This is a genomic window from Meiothermus cerbereus DSM 11376, from assembly GCF_000620065.1.
GTDB lineage: Bacteria > Deinococcota > Deinococci > Deinococcales > Thermaceae > Meiothermus > Meiothermus cerbereus.
Genome location: NZ_JHVI01000013.1, coordinates 1 through 16,349, shown reverse-complemented (window position 1 = coordinate 16,349; position 16,349 = coordinate 1). Strand labels below are relative to the sequence as shown.

19 protein-coding genes are annotated in these 16,349 nt (G+C 63.0%); 13 read left to right on the top strand and 6 right to left on the bottom strand.

The annotated features are described in order from the left end of the window. Positions 1 to 158: 158 nt before the first annotated feature. Positions 159 to 521, bottom strand: a complete 363-nt coding sequence (locus tag Q355_RS16980) for a CueP family metal-binding protein (protein WP_245597507.1) — start codon at positions 519 to 521, stop codon at positions 159 to 161. A 214-nt stretch (positions 522 to 735) separates the two neighbouring features. Here Q355_RS16980 and Q355_RS0105865 point away from each other — a divergent pair, with 214 nt between their 5' ends. Further along, positions 736 to 1,923, top strand: coding sequence for a cysteine desulfurase-like protein (locus Q355_RS0105865; RefSeq protein ID WP_036258831.1), 1,188 nt, complete (start codon positions 736 to 738; stop codon positions 1,921 to 1,923). Between the two features lie 93 nt (positions 1,924 to 2,016). Here Q355_RS0105865 and Q355_RS0105860 read toward each other — a convergent pair whose 3' ends face one another. Together Q355_RS0105860 and Q355_RS0105855 are read right to left on the bottom strand one after the other, a co-directional pair. Beyond that, positions 2,017 to 2,322: a hypothetical protein gene (locus Q355_RS0105860; RefSeq protein WP_027876937.1), complete on the bottom strand. Its 306-nt coding sequence runs from the start codon at positions 2,320 to 2,322 to the stop codon at positions 2,017 to 2,019. A gap of 177 nt (positions 2,323 to 2,499) precedes the next feature. Then, the gene (locus Q355_RS0105855) at positions 2,500 to 3,060 is read right to left on the bottom strand and encodes a dihydrofolate reductase family protein (protein ID WP_027876936.1); all 561 of its coding nucleotides are present in this window, start codon (positions 3,058 to 3,060) and stop codon (positions 2,500 to 2,502) included. A 332-nt stretch (positions 3,061 to 3,392) separates the two neighbouring features. Between Q355_RS0105855 and Q355_RS0105850 the strand changes: the two genes are divergently transcribed. The 11 genes from Q355_RS0105850 to mnhG all read left to right on the top strand — a co-directional run bounded on the left by Q355_RS0105850 (position 3,393) and on the right by mnhG (position 12,693). Then, a complete protein-coding gene (locus tag Q355_RS0105850) occupies positions 3,393 to 4,544 on the top strand; it encodes a deoxyguanosinetriphosphate triphosphohydrolase (protein ID WP_027876935.1) in 1,152 nt (383 codons plus the stop codon). A 95-nt stretch (positions 4,545 to 4,639) separates the two neighbouring features. Next, complete coding sequence (gene parS, locus Q355_RS0105845; RefSeq protein WP_156941882.1) at positions 4,640 to 5,038, top strand: type II RES/Xre toxin-antitoxin system antitoxin; 399 nt, start codon at positions 4,640 to 4,642, stop codon at positions 5,036 to 5,038. Next, positions 5,035 to 5,493, top strand: coding sequence for an RES family NAD+ phosphorylase (locus tag Q355_RS0105840; protein ID WP_027876933.1), 459 nt, complete (start codon positions 5,035 to 5,037; stop codon positions 5,491 to 5,493). Before parS ends, Q355_RS0105840 begins: the two co-directional genes overlap by 4 nt. A gap of 98 nt (positions 5,494 to 5,591) precedes the next feature. After that, on the top strand, positions 5,592 to 6,809 hold the full coding sequence (locus tag Q355_RS0105835; RefSeq protein WP_027876932.1) for an aminotransferase-like domain-containing protein: 1,218 nt from the start codon (positions 5,592 to 5,594) through the stop codon (positions 6,807 to 6,809). A gap of 176 nt (positions 6,810 to 6,985) precedes the next feature. Continuing rightward, positions 6,986 to 9,292 carry a hydrogen gas-evolving membrane-bound hydrogenase subunit E gene (gene mbhE / locus Q355_RS0105830; protein ID WP_027876931.1) on the top strand — a complete coding sequence of 769 codons (2,307 nt, stop codon included), beginning with the start codon at positions 6,986 to 6,988 and terminating at the stop codon, positions 9,290 to 9,292. After that, positions 9,289 to 9,708, top strand: a complete 420-nt coding sequence (locus Q355_RS0105825) for a Na+/H+ antiporter subunit B (protein ID WP_027876930.1) — start codon at positions 9,289 to 9,291, stop codon at positions 9,706 to 9,708. Before mbhE ends, Q355_RS0105825 begins: the two co-directional genes overlap by 4 nt. Next, on the top strand, positions 9,708 to 10,106 hold the full coding sequence (locus tag Q355_RS0105820) for a sodium:proton antiporter (protein WP_027876929.1): 399 nt from the start codon (positions 9,708 to 9,710) through the stop codon (positions 10,104 to 10,106). The genes Q355_RS0105825 and Q355_RS0105820 overlap by 1 nt, the downstream gene beginning before the upstream one ends. Then, positions 10,103 to 11,581 carry a proton-conducting transporter transmembrane domain-containing protein gene (locus Q355_RS0105815; protein ID WP_027876928.1) on the top strand — a complete coding sequence of 493 codons (1,479 nt, stop codon included), beginning with the start codon at positions 10,103 to 10,105 and terminating at the stop codon, positions 11,579 to 11,581. Before Q355_RS0105820 ends, Q355_RS0105815 begins: the two co-directional genes overlap by 4 nt. Further along, positions 11,578 to 12,057: a Na+/H+ antiporter subunit E gene (locus Q355_RS0105810; protein WP_027876927.1), complete on the top strand. Its 480-nt coding sequence runs from the start codon at positions 11,578 to 11,580 to the stop codon at positions 12,055 to 12,057. Before Q355_RS0105815 ends, Q355_RS0105810 begins: the two co-directional genes overlap by 4 nt. Then, positions 12,054 to 12,320 carry an MrpF/PhaF family protein gene (locus Q355_RS0105805; protein WP_036258826.1) on the top strand — a complete coding sequence of 89 codons (267 nt, stop codon included), beginning with the start codon at positions 12,054 to 12,056 and terminating at the stop codon, positions 12,318 to 12,320. The genes Q355_RS0105810 and Q355_RS0105805 overlap by 4 nt, the downstream gene beginning before the upstream one ends. 1 nt (position 12,321) lies before the next feature. Beyond that, a complete protein-coding gene (gene mnhG, locus Q355_RS0105800) occupies positions 12,322 to 12,693 on the top strand; it encodes a monovalent cation/H(+) antiporter subunit G (protein ID WP_027876925.1) in 372 nt (123 codons plus the stop codon). 119 nt (positions 12,694 to 12,812) lie between these two features. Here mnhG and Q355_RS0105795 read toward each other — a convergent pair whose 3' ends face one another. From Q355_RS0105795 to Q355_RS0105785, 3 genes are all read right to left on the bottom strand, one after another. Further along, a complete protein-coding gene (locus tag Q355_RS0105795) occupies positions 12,813 to 13,550 on the bottom strand; it encodes an esterase family protein (RefSeq protein WP_027876924.1) in 738 nt (245 codons plus the stop codon). 14 nt (positions 13,551 to 13,564) lie between these two features. Beyond that, positions 13,565 to 14,725, bottom strand: coding sequence for an ATP-grasp domain-containing protein (locus Q355_RS0105790; protein WP_027876923.1), 1,161 nt, complete (start codon positions 14,723 to 14,725; stop codon positions 13,565 to 13,567). A gap of 220 nt (positions 14,726 to 14,945) precedes the next feature. Further along, a complete protein-coding gene (locus tag Q355_RS0105785) occupies positions 14,946 to 15,929 on the bottom strand; it encodes an RluA family pseudouridine synthase (RefSeq protein ID WP_027876922.1) in 984 nt (327 codons plus the stop codon). A gap of 109 nt (positions 15,930 to 16,038) precedes the next feature. Between Q355_RS0105785 and Q355_RS16975 the strand changes: the two genes are divergently transcribed. Then, positions 16,039 to 16,349, top strand: a 311-nt coding sequence (locus Q355_RS16975) for a helix-turn-helix domain-containing protein (protein ID WP_027876921.1), incomplete at its 3' end; no start/stop codon positions are given.

The window sequence follows — 16,349 nt, the reverse complement described above, 5'->3', positions numbered from 1 at the left end:
TTGCCTCCCATTCGGGAGGCAACTGTGCTGTTCAGGACAAAGCAATCAAGTTGTGAACAGCTCAATATTTGTGAAGAGCGCCCTTGTGGATGCCCACTCGCTCCCAGGATTTACTCCCTTGTACCGGATTCAAAAAGATAATCTTCAAACAAAAAGCGCTAAGAGGCTATCTTTTTGAATCCTAGAGCACACCCCTCGCTGCGCTCGGCGAAGAAAGCGTATCCCTTCGGTCGGGTTAGTTCGTCACCGTTCGGTGACGAACTAACCGAATCTGGTATTACCAGGCGGAAGGTGGTCAGGCAGGTGGGGTTTTGGGCATGGGTAGCGACCTCCCCCCGGGCTGTCCAGCTTCCTTGCCGGACCTCGAGGACATACACCTTGTTCCGGGGAAGCCAGAGTTCAAAGAACCCGTCCTCGCCGGTGCGCACCTCCGCTCGCAACACCTCTTTGTTTCCCTCCAGCACCTGTACGCTGAAGGTTTCCTTCCTCAGCTCCCCGGTGTAGCTGGAAGGGGTCCTCACCAGCCCATGTATCCCCAGCCGCATCCCCACATAACTCTCACCTCCTAGACCAAGGCTACCTCATCCAGGTTAAGCCTGCGTAAAGGCCGTCACCACGGGCTTACCGCAAAGTCTGCTACTGGGGTAGGCATTATCCCGGCTGGCCCTGGCCTTTCTGACCCCTGGTAGTCTGCAAAGCAGGTGCTGGGACGCGAAAACCGCTATAGAATCAGGCATGCCCATACAATCCCATTTCCCCGCCCTGGCCGGAGGCTTTAGTTTTCTGGACAACGCTGCTGGGGCCCAGGTTCCCCAGCAGTGCATCGAAGGCATGGCGCAGTTTCTGGCGACCTCGAGCTGCAACGTAGGCATGCCTTACCCCGGCTCACAGGCCGCCACCGCGGTGCGTGAACGGACGCGGGAAGAAACCGCGGCCTTTTTCAACTGCAAGCCCAGCGAAGTGGCGATTGGGCCAAGCGCTACCGCCCTTACCTTTATCCTTGCGCGGGCTTTTGCCCGGCTGTGGGGCGAAGGCGACGAGGTGGTGATTTCCGAGCTCGAGCACGAGGCCAACGCCTCGCCCTGGCGCAACCTGGCCGAAAAAGGCGTGCAGCTCAAGGTCTGGAAGGCCCGCTGGGCGGAAGGCGGGCGGCTGGAACCTGCCGACCTCAGGGCGCTGGTCTCGCCCCGAACCCGGCTGGTAGCGGTCACCTCGGCGGCCAACTCGTTGGGCACCACCCCGGATGTGGCCGCCGCCGCCGAAATTGCCCACTCGGTAGGGGCCTGGTGCATCACCGACATGGTGCATTACAGCCCCCACCACCTGCCCGACGTGCAGGCCACCGCGGTGGACATGGCCTTTTTCTCGGCTTACAAGGTGTTTGGCCCCCACCTGGCTTTCCTCTATGTACGCGAGGAGCTGATTGGGCAGCTCCCCACCGACAAGCTCTGGTTCATCCCCGACGACAGCTTGCTCAAGTTTGAGCCGGGCACCAACAATCACGAGTGTATGGCCGGCTGGCTGGGAACCCTGGACTACTTGAGAAGTGTGCTGGGGGACGGAAAACCAGGGCGCGAGGGCTTGCAGGCAGCCTACCGGCAGATTGAGGCCATCGAACAACCCCTGGTAGACCAGGCCCTAAAGCGGCTCCAGAGTGTTCCCGGCCTCCAACTGTACGGGATGCCCACCCCCCAAGGGCGGGTAGGAACCTTCTGTTTCAATCTGCCGGGTCAGCCCCCCATGACTGTGGCCGAACGGCTGGCAAAACTGGGGGTGGGGGTGGCCGCCGGACACTACTACGCCACCATGCCCATGCAGGCCCTGGGCCTGTGGCCCGACGGGGCCCTCCGGGCCTCCATCGCCCACTACACCACCCAGGCCGACCTGGACAAGCTAATAGCCGGCCTGCAGGGCCAGGACTGAACCTTTTGGTGCACGGAGCAGGCTCCGTCCCGAAGGGGATCGTCCCCCTGGTGTACGGAGTGAACTCCGTCCCGAAGGGGATCGTCCCTGGTGCTACGGACACAGCGTCCAGACGGTGTCCTTGTTGAGCACCAGCGAGCGGCTAAAGCGCAGATGCCCCGGCTGGCCGGGCTGGGTGCCCTCGGCCCGCAGCTCGTAGCGGCCTTCGCGCAGGCTGGGAAAGAGCCTCGAGCCCCGCACGGTTCCGATAAACTCGCCATTGATGTAAAAGAATACCGTCTGGTTGGGGCCGGTGCACTGGTTCTGCACAATCAAATCGAAGCGTCGCACCTCTGCTACGGTGGGCGCACAGGCCGACAAAGCCAGCAGGGCCATCAGACTGAATAGAACGCGCATCATCCAGACCGTGATACCTCGAGCCACCACAAATTACATGAGGGCTTGCCTACACGGCCCCTGCATAAGCGCCGAGAACTAAACCTTTCGCCATAGAAAAAAGGGTGCTCGAGGAAGACAAGCGACGTTGAACCGGTCAACCCTCGGGTTCAGCGGCGGGCCGTCCGCTGCAACCCCTTGTTAGCCCAGCACGCGCCGGTAGTGCAGAGCGACCGCACCGTTGCGGAGCGGCATCGCCGAGACCAGCTCGAGGCATCGCGTGCTGGGCAGTCCACTCTGGTACAGCGTCGGGCCGTGACCGGCGATTCTGGGGTGGACGAGGAACTTGTACTCGTCGATCAGATCCAGCCGATCCAGCTCCGCCGCAAGCTTGCCGCTACAGAGGAGCACGCCGGCCGGGGTCGCGTCCTTGAGCTTCTGCACGGCCGTGCGCAAGTCGCCGGCGATGTGGTGGCTGTTGGTCCACGGGAAGTCCGTTCGCGTCGACGACACCACGTACTTCGGCTTGGCCTCCAGTTTAACCGCCCACTCGCGCATTGCCGGCGGTGCCTCCAGGTCGCCGCGAGCGACCGCCGGCCAGTAGCTCTCCATCATCTCGTAGGTGACGCGGCCCCAAAGCATCGCCCCTACCTCGTCCATGAGGCGGGTGAAGAAAGCGTGGGTCTCTTCGTTGGCAGTTCCTTCTCGGTGGTCGACGCAACCGTCGAGGGTGACGTTGATGCTGAAGGTCAAGAGTCCCATGGCGACTATACTCCGAGTTGGGCGTACCGCTAGACTGTCACTTGTCGTAAAGAGCCTCGCAGCGGCTAACTAGTGATTTAGCAACATTTTGTCTCATAACTCCCCACAATGCATTCGCTAAAAAAACTATAAGCTTTATCACCCAAAACGTCCCCCTTTCCCAACAAGGTTCACAATACCCTCCGTGCAAATAACCGACATATAGGTTCCTCGAGCTTTTTCCGGAATGTTAGATGGCTCGAGCTTTTTTTGCAAGTGGGTAGTCGTTCACATGGCCATGTTTTCCCGAGCGCAGTTTGTCAGCGCTAAAGGGGCAAGCGTAGACTGAGGGCATGTTGTTCGAGCGTGCGCGCCTCGAGGCCCTCGAGGCCCAGACCCTGGCCCCCTATGCGGTAAAGTCCGGCCAAAGCCGCGGACGCGAGCACCCCGAGCCCGAGTCGCGTTACCGCACCCCCTTCCAGAAAGACCGTGACCGGGTGAATCACACCACGGCCTTTCGCCGCTTGCAGTACAAAACCCAGGTCTTTGTGAACTTCGAGGGCGACTACTACCGCACCCGCCTGACCCACACCCTCGAGGTGGCCCAAGTGGCCCGTTCCATCGCCCGGGCCCTGGGGCTCAACCAGGAGCTTACCGAGACCATCGCCTTTGCCCACGACCTCGGCCACCCGCCCTTTGGGCACTCGGGCGAGGCGGTGCTGGACGGTCTGATGCAGGGACACGGCGGCTTCGACCACAACAAACAGTCCATGCGCATCGTGACCCACCTCGAGCAGCGCTACCCCGGCTTTCGCGGTCTCAACCTGTGTTGGGAGACCCGCGAGGGCATCGTCAAACACGAGACCCGCTACGACCTGCCCGATGCCCAGGGCTACGAGCCCCACCTGCGCCCCAGCCTCGAGGCCCAGATCGTGAACCTGGCCGACGAGATTGCCTACAACGCCCACGACCTCGACGATGGCCTGCGCTCAGGCCTGCTGACAGCCGGCCAGCTCTGGGAGGTTGAACTACTGCGGGATTTGTTGGGTGAGCTGGGCCTGCACCCCGACCGCTTCGACGAGATGAGCCGCCGGATCTTTATCCGCGAACTCCTGGGCCTGATCATCAGCGACACCATCGGCGCCACCCATGCGCTCTTAGAGCAGCACGGGATTGGCAGCCTCGAGGCTGTGCGCCACCACCCCGCACCCCTGGCGGTTTACTCCGAGACCCTGACCCAGCGGCTCCACGAACTGCGCGACTTCCTTTATGCCAACCTCTACCACCACTACTACGTGGTGCGGCAGGTGGGCAAGTCGCGCTTTGTGCTGGAAAAACTCTTTGAGGCCTATACCCAAGACCCCCGCATCCTGCCCCCCCAGGTGCAACAAGCCGCCGAGGCCGAGGGCATCCACCGCGCGGCCTGCGACTACATCGCCGGCATGACCGACCGCTTTGCTCTGGACGAGTACGCCCGGCTCTTTGAGCCGGAGTTTCACCGATAGCGGGCGGGTGAGTTCGAGGACAGGCTAGCGGCCTCCAGGGCCGACCCGTAGGTGGTCTGTTGACTGGTGCAATTTGGAACATCATAATGTTCCATATGAAAACCATGCCCGTCCTTCGCTTTGACGGCTCGCCGGATGACGTAGCAAGCGTTCGGGAGGGCTTGCCGGTCGAACTCGTTGCCGAGGTGGCCCGACACTACGGCCTGGGCCAGGTGGAGGTGCTGGAAGCCGCCGGTATCCCCCGGAGCAGCCTCCACCGCTACAAGGCCCTGGGCCGCCTCTCGCGCGAGCAGTCCAACCGGCTGTACAAGGTGATCTACCTGCTGCGCCGCGCCGAGACGCTTTTCGGCTCGCCCCACCTGGCCGCCGCCTGGATGAAGGGCCCCAAGGTCTTCCTGCACGGTTCGAGCCCCCTCGCCTACCTTGACACCGAGCCCGGCTTCCAGGCCGTGGAGCACCTGCTGGGCCGCCTGGAGGACGGCCTGGTAACGTGAAGGCCTGGCGCATCGCCTCCCGTAAATACGCCCACGCCGCCTTCAGCGGGGAAGGGGCAGCCCGGAATCCCGGACGCTGGAACCGCCAGGGCGTCCCGGTGGTCTACCTGGCCGAGCACCTCTCCGCCGGCATCCTGGAGGTGCTGGTGCACCTGGACGACCGGGCCCAGTTGGCCGCGTTTGTAGCTATCGAGGTGGAGATCCCCGAGGCCCACCTCGAGACCCTGACCGATCTGCCCCCCGACTGGCAGCAGCTACCCGAACCCTACCCCGAGTCCACCCAGAGGCTGGGCAGCGAATGGGCCCTGGGCCTGCGCTCAGTGGCCCTGCGGGTGCCTTCGGCGGTGGTTCCAAAGGAATTCAACCTGTTGTTCAACCCCCGTCATCCCGCCATGAGTGAGGTACGGATCGGTGAGCCCGAGCCGCTCTTCCTCGATCCCCGCCTGTCGCGCTAGGCACCCGGCAAGGACATGTAGACCCTTGGAGGTTTTTTCCTAACGCCTTTGCGGCAGAAGTTATACAAAGCGTCATATACCAGGAGTAGACTGGAAGGGTGGAAAACCTAGAAGCCAACTTTGATGACCGCTTTGCGGCCCGAACACAGCGCATCCAGGCCTCGACCATCCGTGAAATTCTGAAGCTGACCACCCAGCCGGGTTTTATCAGTTTTGCCGGGGGGCTCCCGGCTGCCGACCTGTTCCCTATACAGCGCATCGGCGAGGCCACCCAGCGCATCCTGCAAAAACACGGAGCCCAGGCCCTCCAGTACAGTACCACCGAGGGCTACCTGCCCCTCAGGGAGTGGATCGCCAGCCGGCTGCCTGGCACCACCCCCGACCAGGTGCAGATTGTCTCGGGTTCACAGCAGGGTCTTGATCTGGTGGGCAAGGTGCTGATTGACCCCGGCTCGAGGGTGCTGGTGGAAGCTCCCACCTACCTGGGGGCCCTGAGCGCCTTCAACCCCTACGAACCTGAGTATGTCTCGGTTTCCATGGATGATGAGGGCCTCGAGCTCGACCAGCTCGAGGCTGCCCTCAAAGCCCATACAGTCAAGTTTATGTATGTGCTGCCCACCTTCCAGAACCCCTCGGGTCGCCTGATGGGCCTGGAGCGCCGCAAGGCCCTGGTCGAGCTGGCGCGCAAGTACCGCACCCCCATCCTGGAAGACGACGCCTACGCCGAGCTGTACTTCGACGGCAGGCCCCTGCCCACGCTCTTTGCCCTCGACCAGGAACAGGGTGGGGGCAACGTGGTCTACCTTTCCACCACCTCCAAGACCCTGGCGCCGGGCCTGCGGGTGGCCTGGGTGGTGGGGCCCAAGCCCGTCATCCAGAAGATCACCTTTGCCAAGCAGGGGGCCGACCTGCACTCGCCCACCCTGAACCAGATGCTGGTTCATGAACTCATCCAGGATAACGAGTGGTATCGCGCCCAGATTGACAAAATTCGCCAGACCTACCAGACCCGCCGTAACTGGATGCTTCAGGCCCTGCAGAAATACATGCCCGAGGACATGGGCTGGATTGTGCCGGAGGGGGGCATGTTCTTCTGGCTCACCGCGCCCGCCGGGCTGGATAGCCTCGAGCTGCTCAAAAAGGCCGTAGAGGAGAAGATGGCCTTCGTACCGGGGCAGCCCTTCTTTGCCGACGGCAGCGGCAAAAATACCCTGCGGCTTTCGTACTCCAGCGCCTCTCAAGAGCAAATCGAAGAAGGTATCCAACGCCTGGGCCGGGCGGTACACCGCATGCTGGGGCGGGCGCCGGTAGTGTAGCGCAGAGGTGGGTTCGATTTGCCTGGCAGACAACCTCGGGGGTCGCCAACCCTGCCTGACCAGGTATAATGCGCCCTGAAAAACTCGAGCTGCCTGCGTGCAGCACTTCAAGGTGGAGACTGTCAAAGGTCTCTGCCCTTTGTTATGTTGTGGGGGGGGTTATACCGGAGCAATCTATGGTTGTCGCTACAGCAATCGCTTTTTTGGGGGCTCTTACTGCGCCGTGGTTTTACCGCTGGCTGGGCCAGGCCGCGGGCTGGGTGCTGGCCCTCCTGCCGCTGGGCCTTACGGCCTACTTCGCCAGCCTGCTGCCCACAGTGGTGGCAGGCCAGACCGTGCGGCAGGGGGTGGCCTGGGTGCCCAGCCTGGGGGTCAACTTTTCCTTCTATCTGGACGGGCTTTCGCTCTTGTTCGCCCTGCTCATCACCGGCATCGGCACCTTTATTGTGATTTACTCCGGCGGCTACCTGAAGGGTCACCCGGATCTGGGCCGGTTCTACCTGGTCATTTTGCTCTTCATGGCCTCCATGCTGGGGCTGGTGCTGGCCGACAACATCGTGACCCTGTTCGTGATGTGGGAGCTGACCAGTCTCACCTCCTACCTGCTGATTGGCTTCAACCACAGCGAGTTCAAGTCGCGCCGGGCTGCCACCCAGGCCCTTTTGGTCACGGCGGGCGGAGGGTTGGCTTTACTGGCCGGGCTCATTCTGCTGGCTGGGATGGGCGGTAGTTGGGAAATCTCCGAGCTCTTGAGCAAGGGCGAGGTGCTGCGCGGGCATGTGCTCTACATGCCTGCTTTAATCCTGGTGCTCCTGGGGGCATTTACCAAGTCGGCGCAGTTTCCCTTCCACTTCTGGCTGCCCAACGCCATGGAGGCCCCCACCCCGGTCTCGGCCTACCTGCACTCGGCCACCATGGTCAAGGCAGGGGTCTACCTGCTGGCCCGGCTCCAGCCGGCCCTGGGCGGCAGCGAGGTCTGGAGCGCGGCCCTCATGACCTTTGGGCTGGCCACCCTGCTGACCGGGGCCACCCTCACCTTCCGCCACACCGACCTCAAGCGCCTGCTGGCCTACTCCACCGTAGCCGCGCTGGGGGCACTGGTCTTTGCCATCGGGATGGTGCCCCTCACCGACTACTACGCAGCCATGGGCTTTGCCACCTTCCTGCTGGCCCACTCGCTGTATAAGGGCGGGCTCTTTATGGCTGCGGGCGCAGTAGACCACGAGGCCGGCTCGCGCGATGTTACCCAGCTTGCGGGCCTCTTCCGGGTGATGCCCCTCACCGGGGTGGCGGTGGTGCTGGCGGCCCTTTCGTTGGCGGGTTTGCCGCCGGTGCTGGGCTTCATCGGTAAGGAGGTGCTGTATGTGGCCGCGCTGCAAGCCGCCCCAGCCTGGATGGTGGGGCTGGCGGTGCTGGGCTTTGCGGTGGGGGCCATGCTGGCCCTGCTGCTGGTGGTGCCCTTCTTTCGCGGCCAGCCGCCCCAGGGGGTGCACGAGGGGCCGCCCAGCCTGTGGCTGGGGCCTATGGTGCTGGCGGGGCTGGGGCTCCTGCTGGGCCTGTTTCCTGGGCTTTATAACCCCCTGGCCGAGGCGGTGGCCAGTTCGGTCAAGGGCCAGGCCGTGGCCTATCACCTGAAGCTCTGGCCTGGCTTCAACCTGGCCTTGCTCCTAAGCCTGCTTACGGTTTTGCTGGGCATGGGGCTTTATTTCCTCTACCCCCGCCTGCAGGCCTGGATGGCCCAGGAGCCCCTTCCTGGCCCGGAAAGCGCCTATGTGGCCCTTCTGCGGGGTCTCATGCGAGCGGCAGTAGGGGTAGAGCGCCTGCTGCAAAGCGGCTCGCTCAGGGCTTACCTGGTCTGGATATTTGCGGGTCTGGTGACGCTGGTGGGGCTGGCGCTCCTGCGCGGCGGCCAGGTCTTCTGGCCGGAGGAGGCCTCGAGCCCCGCCCCCGCGCAGGTCTTGCTGCTGGGGCTGATGCTCCTGGGGGCGCTTTTTGCCCTCCGGCTGCGCTCCCACCTGGCGATGGTGGTGGTGCTGGGCATGGTGGGGGCGGGGGTGGCCCTGGTCTTCCTGCTGCAAAACGCGCCCGACCTCTCCATCACCCAGTTTTTGGTGGAGACCCTAACCGCCATCCTGATCGCTTTGGTGCTGCTGCAAATCCGCAACATTGGGCCGGTGCCGCATGGGCGCTGGCTGGACAAGGCCGTAGCCCTGGGCTTTGGGGGTATGGTCACCCTCTTGATGCTGGGGATGCTGACACAGCCGCTCGAGCTGCACCTGAGCCAGTTTTTTGCCCAGAAGAGCCTGCCCGAAGGCTTTGGGCGCAATATCGTAAACGTGATTCTGGTAGACTTCCGCGGCCTGGACACCTTTGGCGAGATAACCGTGGTGGGGCTGGCCGGGCTGGGGGTCTGGGCCCTCTTGGTGAAGCGCCATAGAGGATCGTCCCTTTCTAGTCGACGGAAGCGGGAGGAGAAGCCGTGAACACCCTGATCCTGAAGACCACCTCGAGGTTCCTCTTTACCCTTTTGCTCTTGCTCTCGGTCTTTTTACTGCTGCGCGGCCACAACGAGCCGGGCGGGGGCTTTATCGGGGCCCTGGTGGCGGTGGGGGCCTATGCGCTGTTTGCCCTGGCGCACGGCCTGGCCGCGGCCCGCAAGCTGTTGCCCCTGCCCCCTTTAAGGCTGGTGGGGTGGGGCCTGCTGCTGGCCCTGTTGAGCGGCCTGCCGGCCCTGCTTCAGGCCGAGCCCTTCATGACCGGGCAGTGGTTCAAGGTGCTGGGCGTGAAGATTGGTACGCCGGTGATCTTCGACATCGGGGTCTACCTGACCGTGTTTGGGGCGCTCCTCTCGGCTATCTTTGGGCTCGAGGAGTCTTCGGCCCGTCCGGAGGGCCTCTAATGGAAGTTTTGCTCTCGTTTTTGGTGGGCGCTTTGATGGCGGTGGGGGTCTATCTGATGCTCAGGCCCCACCTGATTCAGTTTCTGATTGGCTTTCTGGTGCTGGGCAACGCCGCCAACCTGCTCATCTTTACCGCAGGCCGCCTGGGCAGCCAGTTCCCGCCCCTGGTGCAGCCCAGCGGTGCGGTGATGGAACCCTACGCCAACCCTTTACCCCAGGCTCTGATTCTCACCGCCATCGTGATTGGCTTTGCCCTGGCGGCTTTCGGCATCGTGCTGTTCTTCCGGGCCCAGGAGGCACTCGGTACCCTCAGCGCCGAGGCGATCCCCGAGACCCTGGAGCCGGCCCCGGCCCCCTCGCCGGTGGACGAGGTGCGATGGGAGGGTGAGCGCCCATGAGCTGGCTCTTGGTGCTTCCCTTGCTGGTTCCGCTCACCACCGGCATTTTGTGCCTGGTGGTGGCCCACCGCTCCGCCCAGCGCCTGCTGGGTCTGGCGGGCGCTCTGGGCTTGCTGGCCGCAGCCGTGGCCCTGCTCATCCAGATCCACCAGCGGGGCATCCAGGCCGTCCAGATTGGCAACTGGCCGGCCCCCTTCGGCATCACCTTCGTGGCCGACCACCTCTCGGCCCTGATGGTGCTCGCCACCGGGGTGGTGGCGGTGGCGGTGGCCCTGTATGCCCTGAATGAAGGCGACCCGGCCCGCGAGGCGCAGGGCTACTACGCCCTGGCCCACTTGCTGCTCTTCGGGGTGAATGGGGCCTTCCTGACTGGCGACCTGTTCAACCTATACGTCTGGTTCGAGGTGCTCCTGCTGGCCTCCTTCGTGCTGATGATCCTGGGGGGCAGCCAGGCCCAGCTGGCCGGAGGGGTCAAATACTTCGCGGTCTCGCTCCTGTCCTCCATCCTGTTTTTGGTGGCGGTGGGCCTCCTGTACGGGGCCACCGGGGCCTTAAACCTGGCCGACCTGGCCACCCGGGTCGGGGCCGTCCACCCTGGGCTCTTGAGCGCGCTGGCCATGCTCTTTCTGGCAGCTTTTGGCCTCAAGGCCGCAGTCTTTCCCTTTTTCTTCTGGCTGCCGGCCTCCTACCCGGCCCCACCGGTGATGATCTCGGCCCTCTTTGCCGGGCTCCTGACCAAGGTGGGGGTATATGCCCTGATCCGGGTCTTTACCCTGCTTTTCACCCAGGACACCGGGTTTACCCATAACCTGATTCTCTGGATTGCCGGTTTTACGCTCTTGCTGGGGGTGTTGATGGCGCTGGCCCAGGGGGAACTCAGGCGGCTTTTGTCGTTCCAGCTGGTGAGCCACATCGGCTATATGCTGATGGGGCTGGGCATCCTGACCCCGCTGGCCCTGGCTGGCTCGGTCTTTTACGCCCTCAACCACATGGTTGTCATCGCAGCCCTGTTTTTGCTGGCGGGTCTGCTGCAGCGCCTCCAGGGCACCACCGTGCTGGTGCGGATGGGCGGGCTGTACCGGCCCTTTCCCTGGCTGGCGGTGCTGTTTTTGCTGCCGGCCTTCTCGCTGGCGGGGCTGCCGCCTTTTTCGGGTTTCTGGGCCAAGTTTACCCTGGTGGCGGCGGGGTTGCAGGCCGGGCAGTATGGGATTGTGGGGGTAGCCCTGCTGGTGGGCCTGTTGACCCTGCTCTCGATGGGTTTGGTCTTCGCCGAGGTTTTTTGGAAGAATGCCCCCCAGGCCACGGACGCATCGTCTGGCTGGGGGGGGCTGGTGCTGCCGGTAGCCCTGCTGGCCCTACTGACGCTGGGCATCGGGCTGTGGGCCGAGCCGCTTCTGGGACTCTCGCTGGCGGCAGCGCGGGAGCTGCTCGAGCCCGCCGGCTACATTGAGGCGGTGCTGGGGGTGAGCCGATGAGGGCCTTTGTCTACAACGTGGTTTTGACCATCTTCTGGATGGCCGTGACCGAGGCTTTTACCCTTGCAAACTTTCTGGTGGGCTTTGCCATCTGCTTCCTGATTCTGCTGCTGGCCCGCCCCCTCTTCGACCCGCAGGCCCAGCGCTACTTCACCCTGGCCTGGAAGCTGCCCCGTTTTGTGCTCTTGATGCTGTGGGAGATTGTGCTCTCGAGCCTGCGGGTGGCCCGGGCGGTGCTCTCCCCCCGCCTGCCCATCCGGCCGGGCATTATCGCCTATCCACTGGAGGTTAAAACCGACCTCGAGATCACCCTCCTGGCCAACCTGATTACCCTCACACCGGGCACCCTGAGCCTGGACGTCTCTTCTGACCGCAAGGTGCTGTATGTGCACGGGATGTTTGTGGACGACCCACAAAAGGTGATCGAATCTACCCACGAAAGCCTGGAAAAAGCCGTTCTGGAGGTAACCCGATGAGTTTTCTGGAGGCCATGCTGCTGGCCTTGATGCTGACCCTGCCCTTTGCCCTATATCGCTTGGTTAAGGGGCCTACCCTGCCCGACCGGGTGGTGGGCCTCGACCTGATTACCTCGGTCTCGGTGGCCCTGGCCGCCCTGTATGCCCTGGTCAGTGGCCAGACGGCCTTTTTAGATGTCGCCATTGCGCTGGCTCTGTTTGCCTTCCTGGCCACGCTGGGGCTGGCCCGCTACATCGAGTACCGGGGCCAGAAGGGGGACTGAGATGCAAATGTGGCTGGTGTATGTCCTGGTACTGGGTGGGGTGTTCTTCCTGTTTATTGCGGCCATTGGAGTGGTGCGGATGCCCGACCTGTACAACCGCATGCACGCCACCTCCAAGGCCGGTACCCTGGGGGTGGGCCTGATTCTGGTGGCGGTGGCGGTGTTCTACCAGGAGCTCTCGGTGGCGGCCCGGGCCCTCTCGGCCCTGGCCTTCATTATCCTGACCGCGCCGGTAGCCGCCCACGCCCTGGGCCGCGCGGCCTACCTGGCGGGGGTTAAGCCCTGCGAGGAGACCTACATAGACGAGCTGGCCGGGCACTACCGGGCCAACCACCGGCTCGAGTCGGTGGAGAAAAAAACCCCCGAGTCATAAGAGATGTCTTTGATTTGTTCTTTTTTCTGGGGCCCCCGCCTGAAGCACGGGCAGCATTAGCTCGAACAACCAGGGTGCTCTGACCTGTCCATAACGAAACGATTCGGGCGGGGTTCATATCATACCCCTAGGCGCTGTAGCTCATAGGGCAGCATCTTCTGCCACCAGGGCCAGTCGTGGTCCACGTCGTGGCCCCAGTAGTCGAAGGTGGCATAGATGCCCTTTTGTTGCAGCAGCTCTTGCATCTGGCGGGTGTCGCGCAGGCACTCTTCCTCCCAGCGTCCCTGGCCCACCGCAAACACAATCTTGTTGCGCCGGTAGGCCTCGAGCTTGGCTTCGTCGGTCAGGTTACGCAAATACCACAAGGGCGAGTTGAAGTAGGCGTCCATGCTGCCCGCATCGCCCACAAAGCCACCCACCTGATACAACCCAGATATGGCAATCAGGCCGTCGAATACCTCGGGGTATTTGAAGAAGAAGTTGGCCGCATGCAGGGCCCCCATGCTGCACCCCGTGACCCACAGGGTGGGCAGGCCGGTGTTCTTCTGCACAAAGGGAACCACCTCCTGCATGATGTAGGCGTCGTAGTCGTTGTGGCGGCGGGCCCGCTCAGCCGGGGGGATGCTCTGGTTGGTCCAGCTCTGCCAGTCAATGCCGTCCACGCAAAAAAACTTGACCCGCCCCGCCTCAATCATGGGGGCCAGGGCCTGGGCCATCCCGGCGTGGCCTTCCCAGTCGTACCAGCGCCCGTTCTGGGCCGGAAAGACCAGCACCGGCTGGCCGTAGTGGCCGTACAGTTTGAGCTCCATCTCGTGCCCCAGGGCCGGGCTATACCATTTGTGATACTCGGTGTACATGCGAAACTCCTTGGCTAGGCCCGTTCCTGGATGGCCTGGGCGGCTTGCAGCAGGATGGTCAGGTCGGGGTGGCGCAGGATGTAGCCGTAGTTGCCAATGGCCCCGGCAAAGATGCCGCTGATGCGCTCATGGTGGGCGATCAGGGGGCCAAACTCGGCCAGTACCTGTTCGTGCGAACGCTTGTAGTGGATGTGGTCTTTGCGGCCCACATAGGTGCAGAAGTAGGGGTGCTGGGCCTGCTGGCTCACGCGACCGTAGGTGAGCACGTTGACCCATTCCTTGAATATGTCCATGTCGTTGGCGTAGTTGAACATGTCGATGGTCAGGCCGCCTGGGGGGCGCATGTTCACCTCCAGCGCCATCAGGGAGCCATCTTCCAGGCGGAAGAACTCGAAGTGGAAAAAGCGCTCGCGCACATGGAAGGCCTCCACCACCTTGCGGCCGGCCTCGCGCAGGTCTTCCGGTATTTCCCGCACCATGTAGTAGTAGATGTCGGTGTCCTGGTTGACCACCTCCATCACGCCCTTGGAGTACTCGAGCGAACTATCGAATACCACGTTACCCTCGATATCGGTCAGACCATCGTAGGTGATGATTCTGCCGGGGATGAACTCTTCCATAATGTAGTCCACCGGGGGTTTGGTGGCGATATAGTCCATAAGTTCGGCGTCGTTGGTGATCTTGTAGGTCTTGGCCGCGCCCACCCCAATATCGGGCTTGGCTACCACCGGATAGCCCACCTCTTCTACAAAATCCTGGGCTTCTACCGCCGTGCGGCAGACCCGGCCCCGCGCCACCCGCAGCCCGGCCTGCTGAAAATACTGCTTCATGACCGACTTGCGCTTCACGCGGTCCATATCCTGGGGCCGCAGGCCGAAGATATTAAAGTCTTCGCGCAGCCTGGCCTCGGTCTCGAGCCAGTACTCGCTCATGGAGTCGAGCCGGTCGAGCTTGCCGTAGCGGTGTGTAAAGTAGCCCAGCGCCCGCACCAGCTCGTCGTAGTTGTGCATATCGGAAACCCTGTAATACTCCGTGAGGGCCTGCCTTAGCTCGGGGCGCAGCGCGTCGTATTCGGCATCGGCCAGGCCCAGCACGTTGTGTCCCGCTTCACGCAAACGCACACAAAACGGCCAGAAGTTGGGGGGGAAATGGGGGGAGAGAAACACTACATTCATACCATGCCTCCTGGGCTTTTGCTTGACCCCAGTATTCCCAACCCGAGCCCACAAATCAAGCAACCAGGCGTGGAAGCCCAATTGGCATAGCCTGCACGGGAAATAGAGGGTCTGTTTACCAGACCGAGTGCTCCGCTAAAAAACCTCGAGCGGCTGTCCTTTGGAAGACCGAAGCTCACCGCGCCAGCTATTCTGGCTTCAAGGCCTCTGCCGTCCAACCTCAGCGAAACGGCCCCACTGCGTCGGCCTCGAGCCCCTCGGTGTGCAAATCCGCCGGCCAGACCCCGCCCAACCGCTCCCAGGCCCGCACCATATCGGGGGGGATAGGGGCCACAAAGTGCAGGTACTTGCCGGTACGAGGGTGTTGCAAGCGCAGTTCGTAGGCGTGTAGGGCCTGACGCGCGATCAGGTCAGAGGGCTTGCCGTATACCTCGTCGCCCAGAATGGGGGCGTGCAGGTGCTTGAGGTGTACCCGGATCTGGTGGGTGCGTCCGGTGTGCAGGATGGCCGAGACCAGGGCGTGGGGTTCGGCCACCGCCAGCACCTCAAACTCGGTCTGGGCGTGCCGGGCCGCTACACCCCCCACATGCATGCGGGTGCGGTCTACCGGATGACGGCCAATGGGAGCCGACAGAATACCCTCCCGCGGGATGCCCACCGTGAGGGCAATATAGCGCTTGTAGATGCTGCGCCCGGCGAAAGCCTCGGAAAGCCGGCGGTGGGCGGCTTCGTGCCGGGCCACCACAATAACCCCGCTGGTGTCCTTGTCTAGGCGGTGCACGATCCCCGGGCGCACCAGCTCGGGCCGGGGGGCTTTGAGGCGCAGCTCACCTTCTTCTTCCGACTCGCCCAGCGAGACATCCAGCCCATACCGTCCCAGAAGGGCATTCACCAGTGTTCCAGAGTAGACCCCGGGGGCGGGGTGGGTGATCATGCCGGCGGGTTTGTTGATCACGATCAGGTCGGGGTCTTCGTACAAAACCCGCAGCGGGATGTCCTCGGCGGCCACGCTGGCCGGAAGGGGCGGTGGCGGCTCTACCTCCACGGTTTCGCCCTTGAGCTTGTAGGAGGCTTTGGTAACGACCTTGCCCCCTACCGTTACCAGGCCTGCTTCGATCCACTCCTGGGCCTTGGCCCGCGAGGTATTGGCCTCGAATGCCAGGGCCTGGTCGAGGCGCACCCCACTGGCAGAAAAACGTACCATCGGGGTTATTGTACGCTACGCCAAAATGACCCTGCTCTCCCGCATTTGGGTGCTATGGTGAACCCAGGGATGGACGCCAGTAATACCAAATCTATGTAGATAATAACTCATGCCAAGCAAAGCCATAGCCCTACACGCCCACCTGAGCCTGGAAGAACTCGAACAGCGCTACCGTAGCTGCAAGGATGCCAAGGAGAAGACCCGCTGGCAGGTGATCTGGTTGTACGCCCAGCAGACCCGGGAGAACCGCCCCAGCACCCGGGCAGTGAGCCAGGCCACCGGGTTTAGCCAGAACTGGGTCTACAAGCTCATCCGGCGCTACAACGCCGAGGGACCCCAGGGGCTCATCGATAAGCACCGCTACAACCCAGGAGGGGATAAGCGGGCCTTGCTGAACCAGGAGGAGCAACAAGCCCTCCG